Below are 14,797 nucleotides of genomic sequence, written 5' to 3' on the forward strand. Positions count from 1 at the left end.
CTAGACCGTATAGAATTCGGAGGAGCGCAGGCGCAGCAGGCTGACGAAGCCGGTCTCCGGGTCGGTCCAGGAGCCGACCTCCAGTGTCCCGCGCACCTCGATCGTCTGGCCGGGCGGCACGAACGTCTGCTTCTCGCCGAGGTAGACGACGACGATGTTGTCGGGCCAGTCGGAATCCGACGAACAAAACGGGCAAAGCGCCATCGGAATTTCCGTCAGCACGAAGAACGCCGCCTCGGCTTTGAGCGGCGGCGCCATGAAGCCGCGCATGCGCACCTCCTGGCCGGCAAGGCTTTTGACCTTCTGCGAGAATTCGAGACCAAGCACGCTGACCTTGCCATAGAGCTCGTCGAAGGTGAGGCTGGCGGCCGCCCGGGCAACGCGCCCGTCGCTCGCAACGGCCGCGCCGGCGATCAGGCCAAGCATAGTGCGACGACTCAAGGAAATGGGGTTCGCGAGGGGCATCGTCTTATCGCCATTTGATGTCGCGGCAACGCATGAACATGGGGCCGGAACAAAGCGTCAGCACAAAACCTTCTCCCCGTTGCCGGGGGGAAGGTAGGTCGTTGACCGATCAGTTGGTCTGCTTCACGCCAAGCGCAAGTGCGTCGACGAGAACGCGATAGACGTCGCTCTGCTCCATGTAACCCCTGAAGCCCTCGCTACCAGGGCCTTCCGACTGCAGAACCACGTCATCGACCGTGTGCTGGCCGGTGCTTTCGTCCTTCGGCAGGATGCCGACACGCAAGACGGCGCCGGGCATGTCCTTGTAGGCTTCGTTGGCGACATACTCGTCCTTGTCGTTCTTCACCGCTGGCTCGAACGGGCCATCCAGCTTGGGGCTGAAGGTTTCGTAGTAGTCGGGGAAGTTGGAGACGAACACGGCCAGGCGCCGGCTGGCATCGATCTTGTCGGGGAAGCCGTCCTTGTTTTCGTCGGTGTAGTTCGGGAAGCCGGCCGAGGAACCCGTCTTGACCTTGTCGCGACCTTCCTTGCCCTCGACGGTGTCGTCGATAATGCCGAGCAGCGAGACGCCGTGGGTATGGTCGCCGGTCACGACGATGAGCGTATCCGGGTTGTTCTTGGCAAATTCGCGAGCAACGCCGATCGCCTGGTCGAACTCGATGGTCTCGACGACGGCGCGCTCCATGTCGAGCGGATGGCTCATCTTGTCGATCGAGGCGCCCTCGACCATCAAGAAGAAGCCGTTTTCGTTCTTCGACAGCCGGTCGAGCGCCGTCTTCGTCATCTCGACGAGGCCCGGTTGGCCCGGGAATTTTTCGGCCGTGCCCTTTTTCAGGAACTCGCGGTCGAGCGTCACGTCCATGTTGCCGGTGTGGAACAGGCCGAGAAGCTTGCCGTCAGCGGGCGCATTGGCAAGTTCGGTCTTGTCGGTGGCAAGCGCGTAACCAGCGTCCTGGAACAGCTTGATGTAGTCCTGGTTGTCCTTGCGCTTGGAACCTGGCGTTTCCTTACCAAGGAAATAGGCCGAGCCACCGCCGAGGATCACCTCCGGCTTGACGTCGTAGATCATGCCGACGATTTCGGCCTTGTCATTGCGATTGCGGGTGTGGGAGACGACGGCGGCAGGCGTCGCATCCTCGATTTCCGAGGTGGTGACGAGGCCGATCGACTTTTGCGTCTGGCGACGCAGCGCCTCGGCGATCGTTTCGACCCGCGGATCGTCCAGGCTGTCGGGCGTGCGGTCGCCGTAGACGCCGACGGCGTTGATCACGGTCTTGTGGCCGGTCATGTAGGCCGACATGGTGTTGGCGCTATCGGTGTCGATCGAGTTGGTAGCCGACGTGCCGATGAACGCCATGCGCTCAAGATCGTCCATGTTGAGGCGGCCATTGGCCTTCCCCTCGGTCATGCCCTTCGACATGATGCGGGCGGCGGTGCGATGGGCGACCGAAAGGCCGTCGCCAAGCAGGAAGATGATGTTCTTGGCCTTCGGCTGTTCAGCGGTGGCAAAGACGTCCCAGGTCACGGTCTTCGTCTGTTCGCCGGCCGTTACCTCGACCTTGTAGCTGCCCGGCGCGCCGATGACGGCATTGCGCAAGAGCAGAGCCGAACCGAGTTCCTTGTCTTCCTTGCCCTTTTCCATCGCGACATAGGCGGCCTCAGCGCCGAGCGCTGCCTTGTAATCCTGGCCGTTGACGGTCACCTTGATGTCTTCCGCCTTGACGGCACCCTTGAGCTCGACCTTGAAATCGAACGGCGAGCCGGCGAGAATCGTCGCACGATCAATCGGATAGACGTCTGCGGCCTGGGCCGCATGGGCCAGAACCGTTGTGGCGAAGAGGGTGACAAGAAGCGTGCGCATGGCGATCGTCCCTTTGAGGTGTCGGATGCCGCGGTCCTAACGCCCGGCCATGACAGCGACGTGACATAACGATCACGTTTGCGGGCGCCCAAGCATCGTACGCTTGACTCGCCGATAGAAACAATTATTAGGAGCCTCGGAAAGGAAGGCATTCCATGCTTCGCCGCGAACATAACTTCGCTGACAGCAGCATCCTGGCAGAAATCGCCGGGCTGGATATGCGTTTCCCAGCTTCCTTCAAAACAACGGCCAAAACGACGACGAAAACCGTCTGACGTCTCTGGCCCTCCGCTCTCTCCCCGGTTTGGCCGGGGACAGGAACCCTCGCGGCGGATCGCGCGGTTTCCCCCTCCACCCGACGAGGAGAGACAGAAAAGAGAGCTTAGATCATGGGTTTCAAGATTGCAGTCGCAGGCGCTACCGGCAATGTCGGCCGGGAGATGCTGAACATCCTTTCGGAGCGCGGCTTTCCCGCCGATGAGGTGGTCGCCCTTGCTTCCGCCCGTTCCCAGGGCACGGAAGTTTCCTTCGGCGACAAGACGCTCAAGGTCAAGAACCTCGAAAACTACGACTTCTCCGACACCGATATCTGCCTGATGTCGGCCGGCGGCGCGGTTTCGCTGAAGTATTCGCCGAAGATCGGCCAGCAGGGTTGCGTCGTCATCGACAACTCCTCGGCCTGGCGCTACGATTCTGAAGTGCCGCTGATCGTGCCGGAAGTGAACCCGGACGCGATCTCGCTCTTCACCAAGAAGAACATCATTGCCAACCCGAATTGCTCGACCGCCCAGCTCGTCGTCGCGCTGAAGCCGCTGCACGACCATGCCAAGATCAAGCGCGTCGTCGTCTCGACCTACCAGTCGGTTTCCGGCGCCGGCAAGGACGGCATGGACGAACTCTTCAACCAGACCCGGGCGGTCTTCGTTGCCGACCCGATCGAATCGAAGAAGTTCACCAAGCGCATCGCCTTCAACGTCATTCCGCACATCGACGTCTTCATGGAAGACGGCTACACCAAGGAAGAGTGGAAGGTTCTGGCCGAGACCAAGAAGATGCTCGATCCGAAGATCAAGGTCACCTGCACGGCCGTGCGCGTTCCTGTCTTCATCGGCCATTCGGAATCGGTCAACATCGAGTTCGAAAACGAGATCACTGCTGACGAAGCGCGCGATATCCTGCGCGAAGCGCCGGGTTGCCTTGTTGTCGACAAGCACGAAAACGGCGGCTACGTCACGCCTTACGAGTGCGCCGGCGAAGACGCGACCTACATCTCGCGCATCCGCGAAGACGCAACCGTCGAGAACGGCCTCAACATCTGGGTCGTTTCCGACAACCTGCGCAAGGGTGCAGCACTTAACGCGATCCAAATCGCCGAGCTGCTCATCAACCGCGGCCTGATCCGCGCCAAGAAGCAGGCCGCCTGAACAAACAGACGGTAAGACACAAATAAGAACCCCGCCTGGCCCGTTATCGGCCTGCGGGGTTTGCTGTTTCACGTATCCGTGTGAAGATTTGATCGGATTCACGTGAAACCGTTAGGTATTTTCCGCCATTGAGGGGCGGGTGACAGAGCCGGCGAAGGCTGGCATCTTTGTAACGGCAACCAGATTCGGGCAATCACGGGGTTTTTCATGCACACGGCAAAGTGCGTAGCGATTGGGCTTGCGGCCCTGATTTCAACGGCGGTGCTTCCAGCGACCGCTTCCGCGGCACAGTGCGGCAACGACGGCAGCGGCTTTGCCGCCTGGATGACGCAGTTCAAGCAGGAAGCCGCCGGCAACGGCATCAGCCCTGCGGTTCTGAACAAGGCACTCTCGAACGTCTCCTACAACAAGGCGACGATCCGCGCCGACCGTGGCCAGAAGAGCTTCAAGCTTTCGCTCAGCCAGTTCATGCAGAAGCGTGGCGGCCAGACGATCATTTCGCGCGGCAAGAAGATGAAGGCCCAGAATGGGGCGCTCTTCAACAGCATCGAGCAGCGCTATGGCGTGCCGGCGGGCCCGCTGATTGCCATCTGGGGCATGGAAACCGGCTTCGGCGGCTTCATGGGCAAGGAGCACACGCTCTCTGCCGTTTCGACGCTCGCCTATGACTGCCGCCGTTCCGACTACTTTACCAACCAGCTCTACGCGGCGCTCCAGCTCGTCCAGCGCGGGGACCTCAGCCCCGATGCCCGGGGTGCGGCCCATGGCGAAATCGGACAGACCCAGTTCCTTCCGGCAAACGTCTTGAAGTACGGCGTCGATGGCGACGGCAACGGTCATGTGGACATGGTTCGCTCGAAGGCCGACGCGCTGGCGTCGACCGCAAACTTCCTGCGTGGTCACGGCTGGCAGCCGGGCGCCGGATACCAGCAGGGACAGGCGAATTTCGCCGCGATCCAGGGCTGGAATGCGGCCAGCGTCTACCAGCAGGCCATCGCCATCATCGGCGCCGAAATCGACGGCGACTGACCGCGAGCATTACGAGATTTGCAGATTGGGGAGCCCGGTTCGAAAGGACCGGGCTTCTTTTTTCACTTTGATCACATGCCCGGGCGGGCAAAATCGCCGGTCTTCGGGTCCATCACCCAGAGCTCGCCGGTCGAAATGTCGAACCAGGCGCCGTGCAGGTTGAGCTTGCCCTTGGCTTCGAGGATCTGGACGCAGGGAAAGGTGCGCAGATTGGCGATCGAGTTGCGGATGGAGACGCGCTCCAGCGCCCGCTGCCGCTCGGCCTGGGTCATCACTTCGTTGCTCTGGATCTGCTCGGCCGAGGGCTTCAAGAGGTGCATCCAGCGGCCAATGAAATCGCCCGGCGACAAAGGCTCGGCGTCGAGATCGAGCGCCGCCTTGATGCCGCCACAGCGTCCATGGCCCATGACGACGATGTCGGTGACGCGCAGCGACTGCACGGCAAACTCAAGCGCCGCCGAGGTCGAGTGATAATGGCCGTCGGGCTCGTAGGGTGGCATCAGATTGGCGACGTTACGCACGACGAAGAGTTCGCCCGGGCCGCTGTCGAAGATCGTCTCGGGGGCTGCCCGGGAGTCACAACAGGCAATGACCATGGTCTTGGGCTTCTGCCCGCTGTCGGCCAATGTCTTGTAACGCTGCTGCTGTTCGCTGAAGCGGCCATTCATGAAATTATGATAGCCGTTCAGAAGGTGGTCCGGAAAACGCTGCATATCCATCGGTTACCCCGCTGTAGTCGAGAGTTCAATCCACCAAGCCATTCGACGGCAAACCGTGAACAGCTTCTTCTATTTCCGGCGCATCTGGCTCGGATGCAGCAGGCGCCGCATCTGCACCATGGCCATCGGCGTCGAGAGACTGGACGCGTCCTGTTCAAGCGTCAGTTCATCGGCACCGCGCTTGACCGTGCGCGCGATGATTTCAAACACGCTGGCTGTCGCCATCTGCAGCGCCCGCTCCTCCGAAAGCCCCTCCAGCAATCGCGCCAGGAACACCGCCGTCAACAAGTCGCCCGTCCCGTTCGGCGGGTTCTCGATCAGCCGATGTTCTGCAAGAAGCGCATGGTTGCCGGAGAGATAGAGGTTTCCCGTGCCGCCATTCATCATCGGGATCGCCGACGAGACCAGCATGCGCGATGGGCCGAGCCCGAGCGCTGCGTCGAGGATGGCTGCGTTGGTTTCGAGCGCCGCGCCGGCAAGCCAGGCCAGTTCGAAGCGGTTGGGTGTGGCAAGGCTTGCAAGCGGCAGCAGCCGGTCACGGATGGCCGTCGCCGTCGCTTCTGGCACGTAGAGGCCTTCGGCGTCGCCGATAACGGGGTCGCAGGCATAGACGAGATCTGGGTTGCGGGCGCGAAGCGCAGTCACCAGCCGGGCAACGCCATCAGCCTGTCCCGCCGAACCGAGATAGCCTGAGAGCACCGCCCGAACCTCGCCGGCCCAAGGCGCCTGCGCCAGATCGTCGATCACCGAGTGGAATTCGGCATCGGGGATGGTGATACGGGTCGAGCGGCCATGGCCGGGATGCCAGGGCAGAATGACGGTCGGCAGGGCCCATACGGGATGACCAAGCGTCTCAAGCGCGAAGACCACCGCCCGATTGCCGACGGTACCACGCACCACGTGACTGGAAATGACGATCACGGCACCAGGCAAGGAGGGCATTTCGGGCATCGGCCAGTCCAATCCTTCGATTTGACCTCTGATCACCGACTGTCACGGCCATGTCAACAGGCTATGGCAGACAGGTTCCGCACAAGCCGCTGGCGTTTTCGTGCTTTTTCATCGAAATTCGAGCAATTTTCGCCAATTTGCCTTCGATTTAAATGGATTTAAGCTGTTTTCACGTGAGATTCTCCGATTTTTGGCTCGTTTTTGCCGAAATCGTCATAAAAAGCGGTCGCCATTAGCCATGGTTCTGATAGGGTCTAGCCTATCATGAATGGGAGAAACTTCATGGGCGTGAAATACAATCCGAAGCGGGACAGACACATCGACGCAGCGAAGGCGGCCGCCATCAAACTGGGCACCGACGCGCTGGCGCCGGAGATCCTCTTCGGCGGGGCCAGCAACGACGACCTCGATCTCTATTCGGCGGACATGCTGGCACTGACGGCGGCCCATGCGAGAAGTGAACTCGCACGCTGGGACGGCGGAAAACCTCAGGTTTCTGTTGAAACGGTGCCCGGCGTCGCGCCTGGCGGCACCGAGGTTTCGATCATTGCCGTCACCGAACACAACATGCCGTTCCTCTACGATTCGGTCATGGGCGAGGTGACGAGCACGCACCGCGACATCCATCTCGCGATCCATCCCATTCTGGTCCAGGAGCCGGGCAAGCCCGTCAAGTTGTTCGATCCGGACGAACCGAGCGACCCGGCGCACCGCGTCAGCCATATCCAGATCCATCTGGACAAGTTGACGCCGGTCGAGGCGCAGTCGCTGAGCAACCGTATCCGCGACGTGCTCGAACAGGTTCATCAGGCCGTGCACGACTGGCCGGCGATGACGACGCTGCTCGATCAGGCGATGCAGGAACTTGAGGACTACAATGCCTCGCGCAAGAAGAGCGACCGCGACGAAGCGCTCGCCTTCCTCCGCTGGCTCCGGGACAATAACTTCACCTTCCTCGGCATGCGCGAGTACACCTATTCGGGCAAGGGCGGGAAGGCCTCGGTCGAGCGTGGCACGGGCAGGGGTCTCGGCATCCTTTCCAACCCCGATGTGCGCGTGCTGCGCCAGGGCAAGGACGCGGTTCTGACGACGCCGGAAATTCTGGCCTTCCTCGAAAGCCCGGATTTCCTGATCGTCACCAAAGCCAACGTGAAATCGGTGGTGCACCGCCGCGCCTATATGGACTACATTGGCGTCAAGCGTTTCGATGCCGACGGCAATGTCGCCGGCGAACTGCGCATCGTCGGCCTGTTCACCTCATCGGCCTATACCCGCCAGGCGGCCGAAATTCCGCTGCTGCGCCACAAGATCGAGAAGATCGTCGACCATTTCGGCTACGATCCGCAGAGCCACTCCGGCAAGATGCTGGACAACACGCTCGAATCCTACCCGCGTGACGATCTCTTCCAGATCGACGTCGGGCTGCTCGCCGCCTTCTGCGAACAGATCAACGAGCTCGGCGACCGTCCGCGCATCCGCGTTCTGCCACGCATCGACCATTTCGACCGTTTCGTTTCGGTCATCGTCTTCGTGCCGCGCGAACAATATGATTCCGACGTGCGCGAGAAGATCGGCGACTATCTGAAGACAGCCTATGACGGTCGCGTTTCGGCCTACTATCCGGCCTTCCCGGAAGGTGGCCTGGCGCGCGTCCATTTCATCATCGGCCGCACCAGCGGCAAGACCCCGCGCATCCCGCAGGCCAAGCTCGAAGAGGCCGTGCGCGGCATCGTCACGCGCTGGATCGATCGATTCGACCTGCTTGCCCGCAAGGACGGCATCGAACTCGATGTCGACGGCGCCTACCAGTCGTTCTTCACGCCGGCCGAAGCCTATGCGGACCTCGCTGACATCGCTGCCTGCAAGGCAGAGGATCCGATCCGGATCTCGTTTTACAACTACAACCGCCCGGTCAACCGACCGGATACGGCTGAGCTGAAGATCTTCCATGCCGGCGAGCCCGTATCGCTGTCGCGCCGCGTGCCACTGCTGGAAAACCTCGGCTTCCGTGTCATCAGCGAACAGACCTACGACCTCAACGTCGGCAAGCATGGCGAGGACAAGCACCGCGTCGTGCTGCACGACATGGAACTCGTCCATCGCGACGGGCTTGCGCTCAATCTCGACAAGTCGGGTGCAGCACTCGAGGAAGCCTTCCTCGCCGCCTGGAACGGCACGATCGAGGACGACAACTTCAACCGGCTGATCCTGCTTTCGGGTCTCAACGCCCGTGAAGTGACGGTACTGCGCGCCTATGCCCGCTACCTTCGCCAGGCCGGTATCACCTATTCTCAAGGGTATATCGCCGACACGCTGAACAAGTATCCCGGTATTGCCGCCGATATCTTCAAGCTGTTCGTCACCCGCATGGACCCGGCGCTCGAGGAAAAGCCACGGGCCAAGAAGTGCAACACGCTGATCGCCTCGATCGAAACCGCACTGTCGTCGGTCCCGAGCCTCGACGAGGACCGGATCCTGCGCCGTTATGTCAACGCCATCGAGGCGACGCTCAGGACCAACTACTTCCAGAAGAACGCCGATGGGAAGCCGCGTGCGGTGCTTGCCCTCAAGCTCGACCCCAAGCAGCTCGAGGGCCTGCCCGAGCCGCGGCCATTCCGCGAAATCTTCGTCTACGGCACCGAGGTCGAAGGCGTGCACCTGCGCTTCGGCAAGGTCGCCCGCGGCGGTCTTCGCTGGTCCGACCGGGCACAGGACTACCGCACCGAAGTGCTGGGCCTGGTGAAGGCACAGCAGGTCAAGAACGCCGTCATTGTGCCCGTCGGCGCCAAGGGTGGCTTCTATCCGAAGCAGCTGCCGGTCGGCGGCAACCGCGACGAAGTGTTCAAGGCCGGTACCGAAGCCTACAAGACCTTTATCCGGACCATGCTGTCGGTCACCGACAACATCGTCGGCCAGGATGTCGTGCCGCCAGTGGACACGCTGCGCCGCGACGGTGACGATCCCTATTTCGTCGTCGCCGCCGACAAAGGCACGGCGACCTTCTCCGACACGGCCAACGGTCTGGCGCAGGAAGCCGGCTTCTGGCTGGACGACGCGTTTGCTTCGGGCGGATCGGCCGGTTACGACCACAAGAAGATGGGCATCACCGCCCGCGGCGCCTGGGAAACCGTCAAGCGCCACTTCCGCGAGATGGACATCGACATCCAGACGACCCCCTTCACGGTTGCCGGCGTCGGCGACATGTCGGGCGACGTCTTCGGCAACGGCATGCTGCTGTCGGAAAAGATCCGACTGCTTGCAGCCTTCGACCACCGCGACATCTTCATTGATCCCAACCCGGATACGGACGTGTCCTTCTCCGAGCGCAAGCGCATGTTCGCCCTGCCGCGTTCGAGCTGGCAGGATTATGACCGCAAGACGCTGTCGGAAGGCGGCATGATCATTTCGCGTGCCGAAAAATCGGTGACGCTGACACCGGAAGCGATGGCGGCGATCGGCATCGACAAGCAGAAGGCGACGCCGTTCGAGATCATGAACGCGATCCTGAAGAGCCAGGTGGATCTCCTCTGGTTCGGCGGCATCGGCACCTATGTGCGTGGCAGCAACGAGACGGATGCCGAAGTCGGCGACCGCGCCAATGACGCGATCCGCGTGGCAGCCGAAGAGGTCCGTGCCCGCGTGATCGGCGAGGGCGCCAACCTCGGCGTCACCCAGAAGGGGCGCATCGGCTTCGGCCTCAATGGCGGTCGCTGCAACTCCGACGCCATCGACAACTCGGCGGGCGTCAACTCGTCCGACGTCGAGGTCAACATCAAGATCGCGCTGGCATCCGCCATGCGAGACGGTCGCCTGACCCGGCCGAAGCGCAACACGCTGCTGGCGTCGATGACCGAGGAAGTCGGCCATCTGGTGCTGCGCAACAACTACGAGCAGTCGCTGGCGATCTCTTTGACCGCCATGCAGGGTGCCGGCAACCGCACGACGCTCGGCCGACTGATGACGCGGCTGGAGGCCGACGGTCATCTCAACCGCAAGGTCGAGACGCTGCCGACCGACCAGGCGATGACTGAGCGCTACCAGGCGGGCAAGCCCTTGACCCGTGCGGAAATCGGCGTGCTGCTCTCCTACTCCAAGCTGGTTCTGTTCGACGAGCTGATCGCCAGCGACCTTCCGGACGACCCGTATTTCACGGCGACACTGGAACGCTACTTCCCCGGCAAGATGCGCAAGACCTATGCCGGCGACATCCATGGCCACCGCCTGCGCCGCGAGATCATCGCGACCGTGCTCGCCAACGAGGTCATCAACCGTGGCGGCCCTGCCTTCGTATCGACCTTGACGGATGCGACGGGTTTCCTCTCGGCGGATGTCGTCAAGGCGGCCGTTCTGGCGCTCGATGGCTTCGACCTGCCGCGGATCTATGACGAGATCGACGCCCTCGACACCAAGATCGGCGGCGGGCTGCAGAACGTCCTCTACCAGGAAGTCGGCCGCATCTTCACGCTCGTGACCGAGCGGGCGCTGCGCACCCATGCGGCAACCGGCTCGGTTTCCGAAGCGGTGTCGCGTCTGCGAGACGGCCTTCAGAAGCTGCGCGGCACGATGCGGACCGCGGTCTCCGGCGAGAGCGCCGAAGAAGCACAAGTGAAGACAGCGGCCTTCGTCGAGGGTGGCGTACCCGCCAAGCTTGCCGAGGAGATCTCGGAACTGGCCCTGATGACGCTGGTGCCGGAAATCATGCAGATTTCTGCCGAAACCGGCGAGACGCTGAGCCGTACCGCGCAAGGATACTTCGCCGTCACCGACACGCTTCGGATCAACCGGCTGCTGGCCGCCTCCGATCGTGTGCCGGCAACCGAGCAGTTCGAGGCGATGGCGCTTTCACGGGCGGTATCCGATATCGCCGCCGCGCGGCGCGATATCACTGCAGCGGCACTGCGCGAGCAGAAAAAGGAACGCAGCCCGGTCGCCGCCTGGGAGGAGAACGAGCGCGAGCGCGTCGCCCAAGCAACGGGCCAGCTGCGTCTGTTGACCGAGAAGGGTGAAACCACGCTTGCCAAGATCACCGTCGCTGCGGGCCTTCTGAATGACCTGGCACGCGGAAGGGCGAGGTAATCCTGCCTCTTAGGGACTGATCATCCGGGGAGCAGAAATGTGGGCAGTTTTTTCGCCTGCATTACGCTCTGGACCATTTGGAAACGATCAGATTGAAGATAGTCTGCGCCGCGCGTTCGAGGGGATGCGCGGCGCAGTCTTTTTCGGGAGGGGCACTTGCAGATTTCGGCCGACAGGACAGACGAACGACCGCGCGCGTCACGCGCGGGCATAGCCGGCTGGATGCTCTTCGACTGGGCAGCGCAACCCTTCTTCACGGTCATCACCACCTTCATCTTCGGCCCCTACTTCGTCTCGCGGCTGACAGAGGATCACGCTGTCGGTCAGGCGATGTGGGGCTATACGCTCACCGTTTCCGGCATCATCATCGCCATTCTTTCCCCCGTGCTCGGCTCGATCGCCGACGCGACGGGACCGCGCAAGCCCTGGATCGGCTTTTTCGCCGTCATCAAGATCGCATCCCTGGCGATGCTCTGGTTTGCTGCCCCCGGTTCGCCGATCATTTACGCCGCGTTCTTCATCGTGCTGGCGACCGTCGCCGCCGAATTTTCAATCGTCTTCAACGATTCGATGATGACGCGGCTGGTGGACGAGAAGGATGTCGGCCGCATTTCCAACATCGCCTGGGGGCTCGGTTATCTCGGCGGCATGATCGTCCTGATCGCCGTTGTGGCGCTTCTTGCGGCAAATCCGGAAACCGGCAAGACTGCTGCTGGTATAGACCCGCTGTTCGGCCTCGATCCGGCCAAGGGCGAGGACGCGCGCATCACCGGTCCAATATCGGCGCTCTGGTACCTCGTCTTCATCATTCCAATGTTCCTCTTCACCCCCGACGCCACAAAGGCGACGATGTCGCTGCGCAAGGCGACCGCCACGGGCCTGCGGGAACTGAAGGGTACGCTCGGCGAACTCCGGCAACGATCGGGCATCATGCGTTTCCTGATCGCGCGCATGATCTTCCAGGATGGTGTCAACGGGCTGCTGGCGCTCGGCGGTACCTTCGCCGCCGCCATGTTCGGCTGGCAGACCCTCGAACTCGGAATCTACGGCATCATCTTGAACATCGTCGCGATCGGCGGGTGTCTTTATGCGAGCAGGCTCGATGCAAGGCTCGGCTCCAAGGTCATCGTTACCGCGAGCCTCGTATGTCTCATCATCGCGACGCTTGGCATTGTCTCGACCGGTCCGGGATTCACTCTGTTCGGCCTCATGCCGCTGTCGACTGACGATTCCGGCGGCCTGTTCGGCACAGCGGCCGAGAAGGCTTACATCCTCTACGGCCTGCTGGTCGGCATCGCCTTCGGCCCGGTGCAGGCCTCGTCGCGTTCCTATCTCGCCCGCAGTGTCAGCATCGACGAAGCCGGCCGTTATTTCGGCCTCTACGCCCTCTCCGGTCGGGCGACATCGTTCCTGGCCCCGGCATCGGTCGCCACGATCACGCTTGCCACCGACTCGGCCCGCATCGGCATGATGGCCCTCATCGCCTTCCTGGTCGCCGGCCTCATGATCCTGCTGCGCACGCCCTATCCGGCGGATGACGGGCGCAAAAAAGCCGCCGCGTCCTTTGGGCGCGACGGCTTCTGATGGTCTCAAGCTAGGTGCGAAAATCCGGGGCCGGCGTGAAGCGTCGTCCCCGGGCCCTGTCAGTGGCGGAAGTGGCGCATGCCGGTGAAGACCATGGCGACGCCATGTTCATCGGCCGCGGCAATGACTTCCTCGTCGCGCATCGAGCCACCCGGCTGGATGACGGCGGTAGCGCCGGCCGCGATCGCCGAGAGCAATCCATCGGCGAACGGCAGGAAGGCTTCGGAGGCGACGGCCGAGCCGCGCGTCAATGGCGTTGCCAGATCGAGCGCCTTGGCCGCCTCTTCCGCCTTGATCGCAGCGATACGGGCAGAATCGACGCGGCTCATCTGCCCGGCGCCGATGCCGGCCGTCTGGCCATCCTTGGCATAGACGACAGCGTTGGACTTGACGTGTTTTGCCACCTTGAAGGCAAACTTCATGTCTTCCAGTTCCTGCGCCGTCGGTGCGCGCTTGGTCACCACCTTCAGCTCCAGGTCCTCGACCATGCCGTTGTCGCGCGTCTGGACCAAAAGACCACCGGAGACCGTCTTGGCCGAAAGGCCCGGAATGCGCGGATCGGGCAGGGCGCCGGTGGTCAGCAGCCGCAGGTTCGGCTTGCGGGCGATGATCGTCTTGGCCTCATCGCTGACCTCAGGCGCGATGATGACCTCGGTGAAGAGCTTGACGATCTCTTCGGCCGTTTCCGCATCAAGCAGCTGGTTGAGCGCGATGATGCCGCCGAAAGCCGAGGTGGAATCGCAGGCGAGCGCCCGCCGATAGGCTTCGACCAGCGTCGGGGCCGTGGCCACGCCGCAAGGGTTGGCATGCTTGATGATCGCAACGGCCGGCGCCTTCTCCGGCAGGAACTCGGCCACCAGTTCGAAGGCGGCATCGGTGTCGTTGATGTTGTTATAGGAGAGTTGCTTGCCCTGCAGCAGCGTGGCGGTCGCCACGCCCGGACGGTTCTCGCCGGTGACGTAGAAGCCCGCCTTCTGGTGCGGATTTTCGCCGTAGCGCATCTCTTCCTTCAAGACGCCGCCGAGAACGCGGTGACGGGGCATCGGCGTGTCGAGCGCCTCGGCAAACCAGTTGGAGATGGCCGCGTCATAGGCGGCCGTGCGGGCATAGGCCTTGGCAGCCATCTTCTGGCGGAAGGCATAGGTCGTTGCACCCGACGCCAACTCTTCGATGAGGACCGGATAATCAGCCGGATCGGTGACGATGGTGACGTAGGCGTGGTTCTTGGCCGATGCGCGGATCATGGCCGGGCCGCCGATATCGATGTTTTCGACCGTCGTCGGATAGTCGCCGCCCTGCGCACGGACTTCCTCGAAGGGATAGAGGTTGATCACCGCCAGATCGATCGCGGTAATGCCGTGGGCCGACATCGCCGCCTGGTGCTCGGCATCGTCGCGGATCGCCAGCAGGCCGCCGTGGACACCGGGGTGAAGGGTCTTGACCCGGCCGTCCATGACCTCAGGGAAGCCCGTGAGGTCCGAAACGTCGCTGACCGGAAGACCTGCCTGTGCCAGCGCCTTGTGCGTGCCGCCGGTCGAAACCAGGCGCACGCCTTTTTCGTGCAACGCCCGGGCAAGCTCGACGACGCCGGTCTTGTCGGACACGGAGAGGAGAGCGGTCCGGACAGGAACCTCGTTCGGGGCGGGAATTTTCTTGGAGGCGACAGCCATCAACCATGCTCCTTTGGC

The 14,797-nt window shown here is 62.4% G+C and carries 9 protein-coding genes; 4 read left to right on the top strand and 5 right to left on the bottom strand.

What is annotated here, in order from left to right:
• A complete protein-coding gene (locus tag AC07UR_RS15290; RefSeq protein ID WP_209790359.1) occupies positions 1–465 on the bottom strand; it encodes a hypothetical protein in 465 nt (154 codons plus the stop codon).
• 109 nt (positions 466–574) lie between these two features.
• Complete coding sequence (locus AC07UR_RS15295) at positions 575–2,326, bottom strand: alkaline phosphatase (protein WP_209790358.1); 1,752 nt, start codon at positions 2,324–2,326, stop codon at positions 575–577.
• 389 nt (positions 2,327–2,715) lie between these two features.
• Between AC07UR_RS15295 and AC07UR_RS15300 the strand changes: the two genes are divergently transcribed.
• Positions 2,716–3,750, top strand: coding sequence for an aspartate-semialdehyde dehydrogenase (locus AC07UR_RS15300; protein WP_209790357.1), 1,035 nt, complete (start codon positions 2,716–2,718; stop codon positions 3,748–3,750).
• A 207-nt stretch (positions 3,751–3,957) separates the two neighbouring features.
• Positions 3,958–4,779 (top strand): lytic murein transglycosylase, encoded by an 822-nt coding sequence (locus tag AC07UR_RS15305; RefSeq protein WP_209790356.1) that lies wholly within the window; start codon positions 3,958–3,960, stop codon positions 4,777–4,779.
• 71 nt (positions 4,780–4,850) lie between these two features.
• Here the strand turns inward: AC07UR_RS15305 and AC07UR_RS15310 are convergent, their stop codons facing one another.
• On the bottom strand, positions 4,851–5,498 hold the full coding sequence (locus AC07UR_RS15310; protein ID WP_173418437.1) for a carbonic anhydrase: 648 nt from the start codon (positions 5,496–5,498) through the stop codon (positions 4,851–4,853).
• 69 nt (positions 5,499–5,567) lie between these two features.
• Positions 5,568–6,449: a pyridoxal kinase PdxY gene (gene pdxY / locus AC07UR_RS15315; protein WP_209790355.1), complete on the bottom strand. Its 882-nt coding sequence runs from the start codon at positions 6,447–6,449 to the stop codon at positions 5,568–5,570.
• A gap of 282 nt (positions 6,450–6,731) precedes the next feature.
• Between pdxY and AC07UR_RS15320 the strand changes: the two genes are divergently transcribed.
• The gene (locus tag AC07UR_RS15320) at positions 6,732–11,525 is read left to right on the top strand and encodes an NAD-glutamate dehydrogenase (protein ID WP_209790354.1); all 4,794 of its coding nucleotides are present in this window, start codon (positions 6,732–6,734) and stop codon (positions 11,523–11,525) included.
• Between the two features lie 156 nt (positions 11,526–11,681).
• Positions 11,682–13,109: an MFS transporter gene (locus tag AC07UR_RS15325; RefSeq protein WP_173418440.1), complete on the top strand. Its 1,428-nt coding sequence runs from the start codon at positions 11,682–11,684 to the stop codon at positions 13,107–13,109.
• A 59-nt stretch (positions 13,110–13,168) separates the two neighbouring features.
• Here the strand turns inward: AC07UR_RS15325 and purH are convergent, their stop codons facing one another.
• On the bottom strand, positions 13,169–14,779 hold the full coding sequence (gene purH / locus AC07UR_RS15330) for a bifunctional phosphoribosylaminoimidazolecarboxamide formyltransferase/IMP cyclohydrolase (RefSeq protein ID WP_209790353.1): 1,611 nt from the start codon (positions 14,777–14,779) through the stop codon (positions 13,169–13,171).
• Positions 14,780–14,797 lie beyond the last annotated feature (18 nt).

Source organism: Ensifer sp. GW821-FHT05G01, assembly GCF_059419585.1.

Bases quoted from the DNA above. Each gene is read 5' to 3' on its own strand.
- AC07UR_RS15320 (WP_209790354.1), top strand. From the start codon at position 6,732: ATGGGCGTGAAATACAATCCGAAGCGGGACAGACACATCGACGCAGCG.
- AC07UR_RS15305 (WP_209790356.1), top strand. From the start codon at position 3,958: ATGCACACGGCAAAGTGCGTAGCGATTGGGCTTGCGGCCCTGATTTCA.
- AC07UR_RS15290 (WP_209790359.1), bottom strand. From the start codon at position 465: ATGCCCCTCGCGAACCCCATTTCCTTGAGTCGTCGCACTATGCTTGGC.
- purH (WP_209790353.1), bottom strand. From the start codon at position 14,779: ATGGCTGTCGCCTCCAAGAAAATTCCCGCCCCGAACGAGGTTCCTGTC.
- AC07UR_RS15310 (WP_173418437.1), bottom strand. From the start codon at position 5,498: ATGGATATGCAGCGTTTTCCGGACCACCTTCTGAACGGCTATCATAAT.
- pdxY (WP_209790355.1), bottom strand. From the start codon at position 6,449: ATGCCCGAAATGCCCTCCTTGCCTGGTGCCGTGATCGTCATTTCCAGT.
- AC07UR_RS15295 (WP_209790358.1), bottom strand. From the start codon at position 2,326: ATGCGCACGCTTCTTGTCACCCTCTTCGCCACAACGGTTCTGGCCCAT.
- AC07UR_RS15300 (WP_209790357.1), top strand. From the start codon at position 2,716: ATGGGTTTCAAGATTGCAGTCGCAGGCGCTACCGGCAATGTCGGCCGG.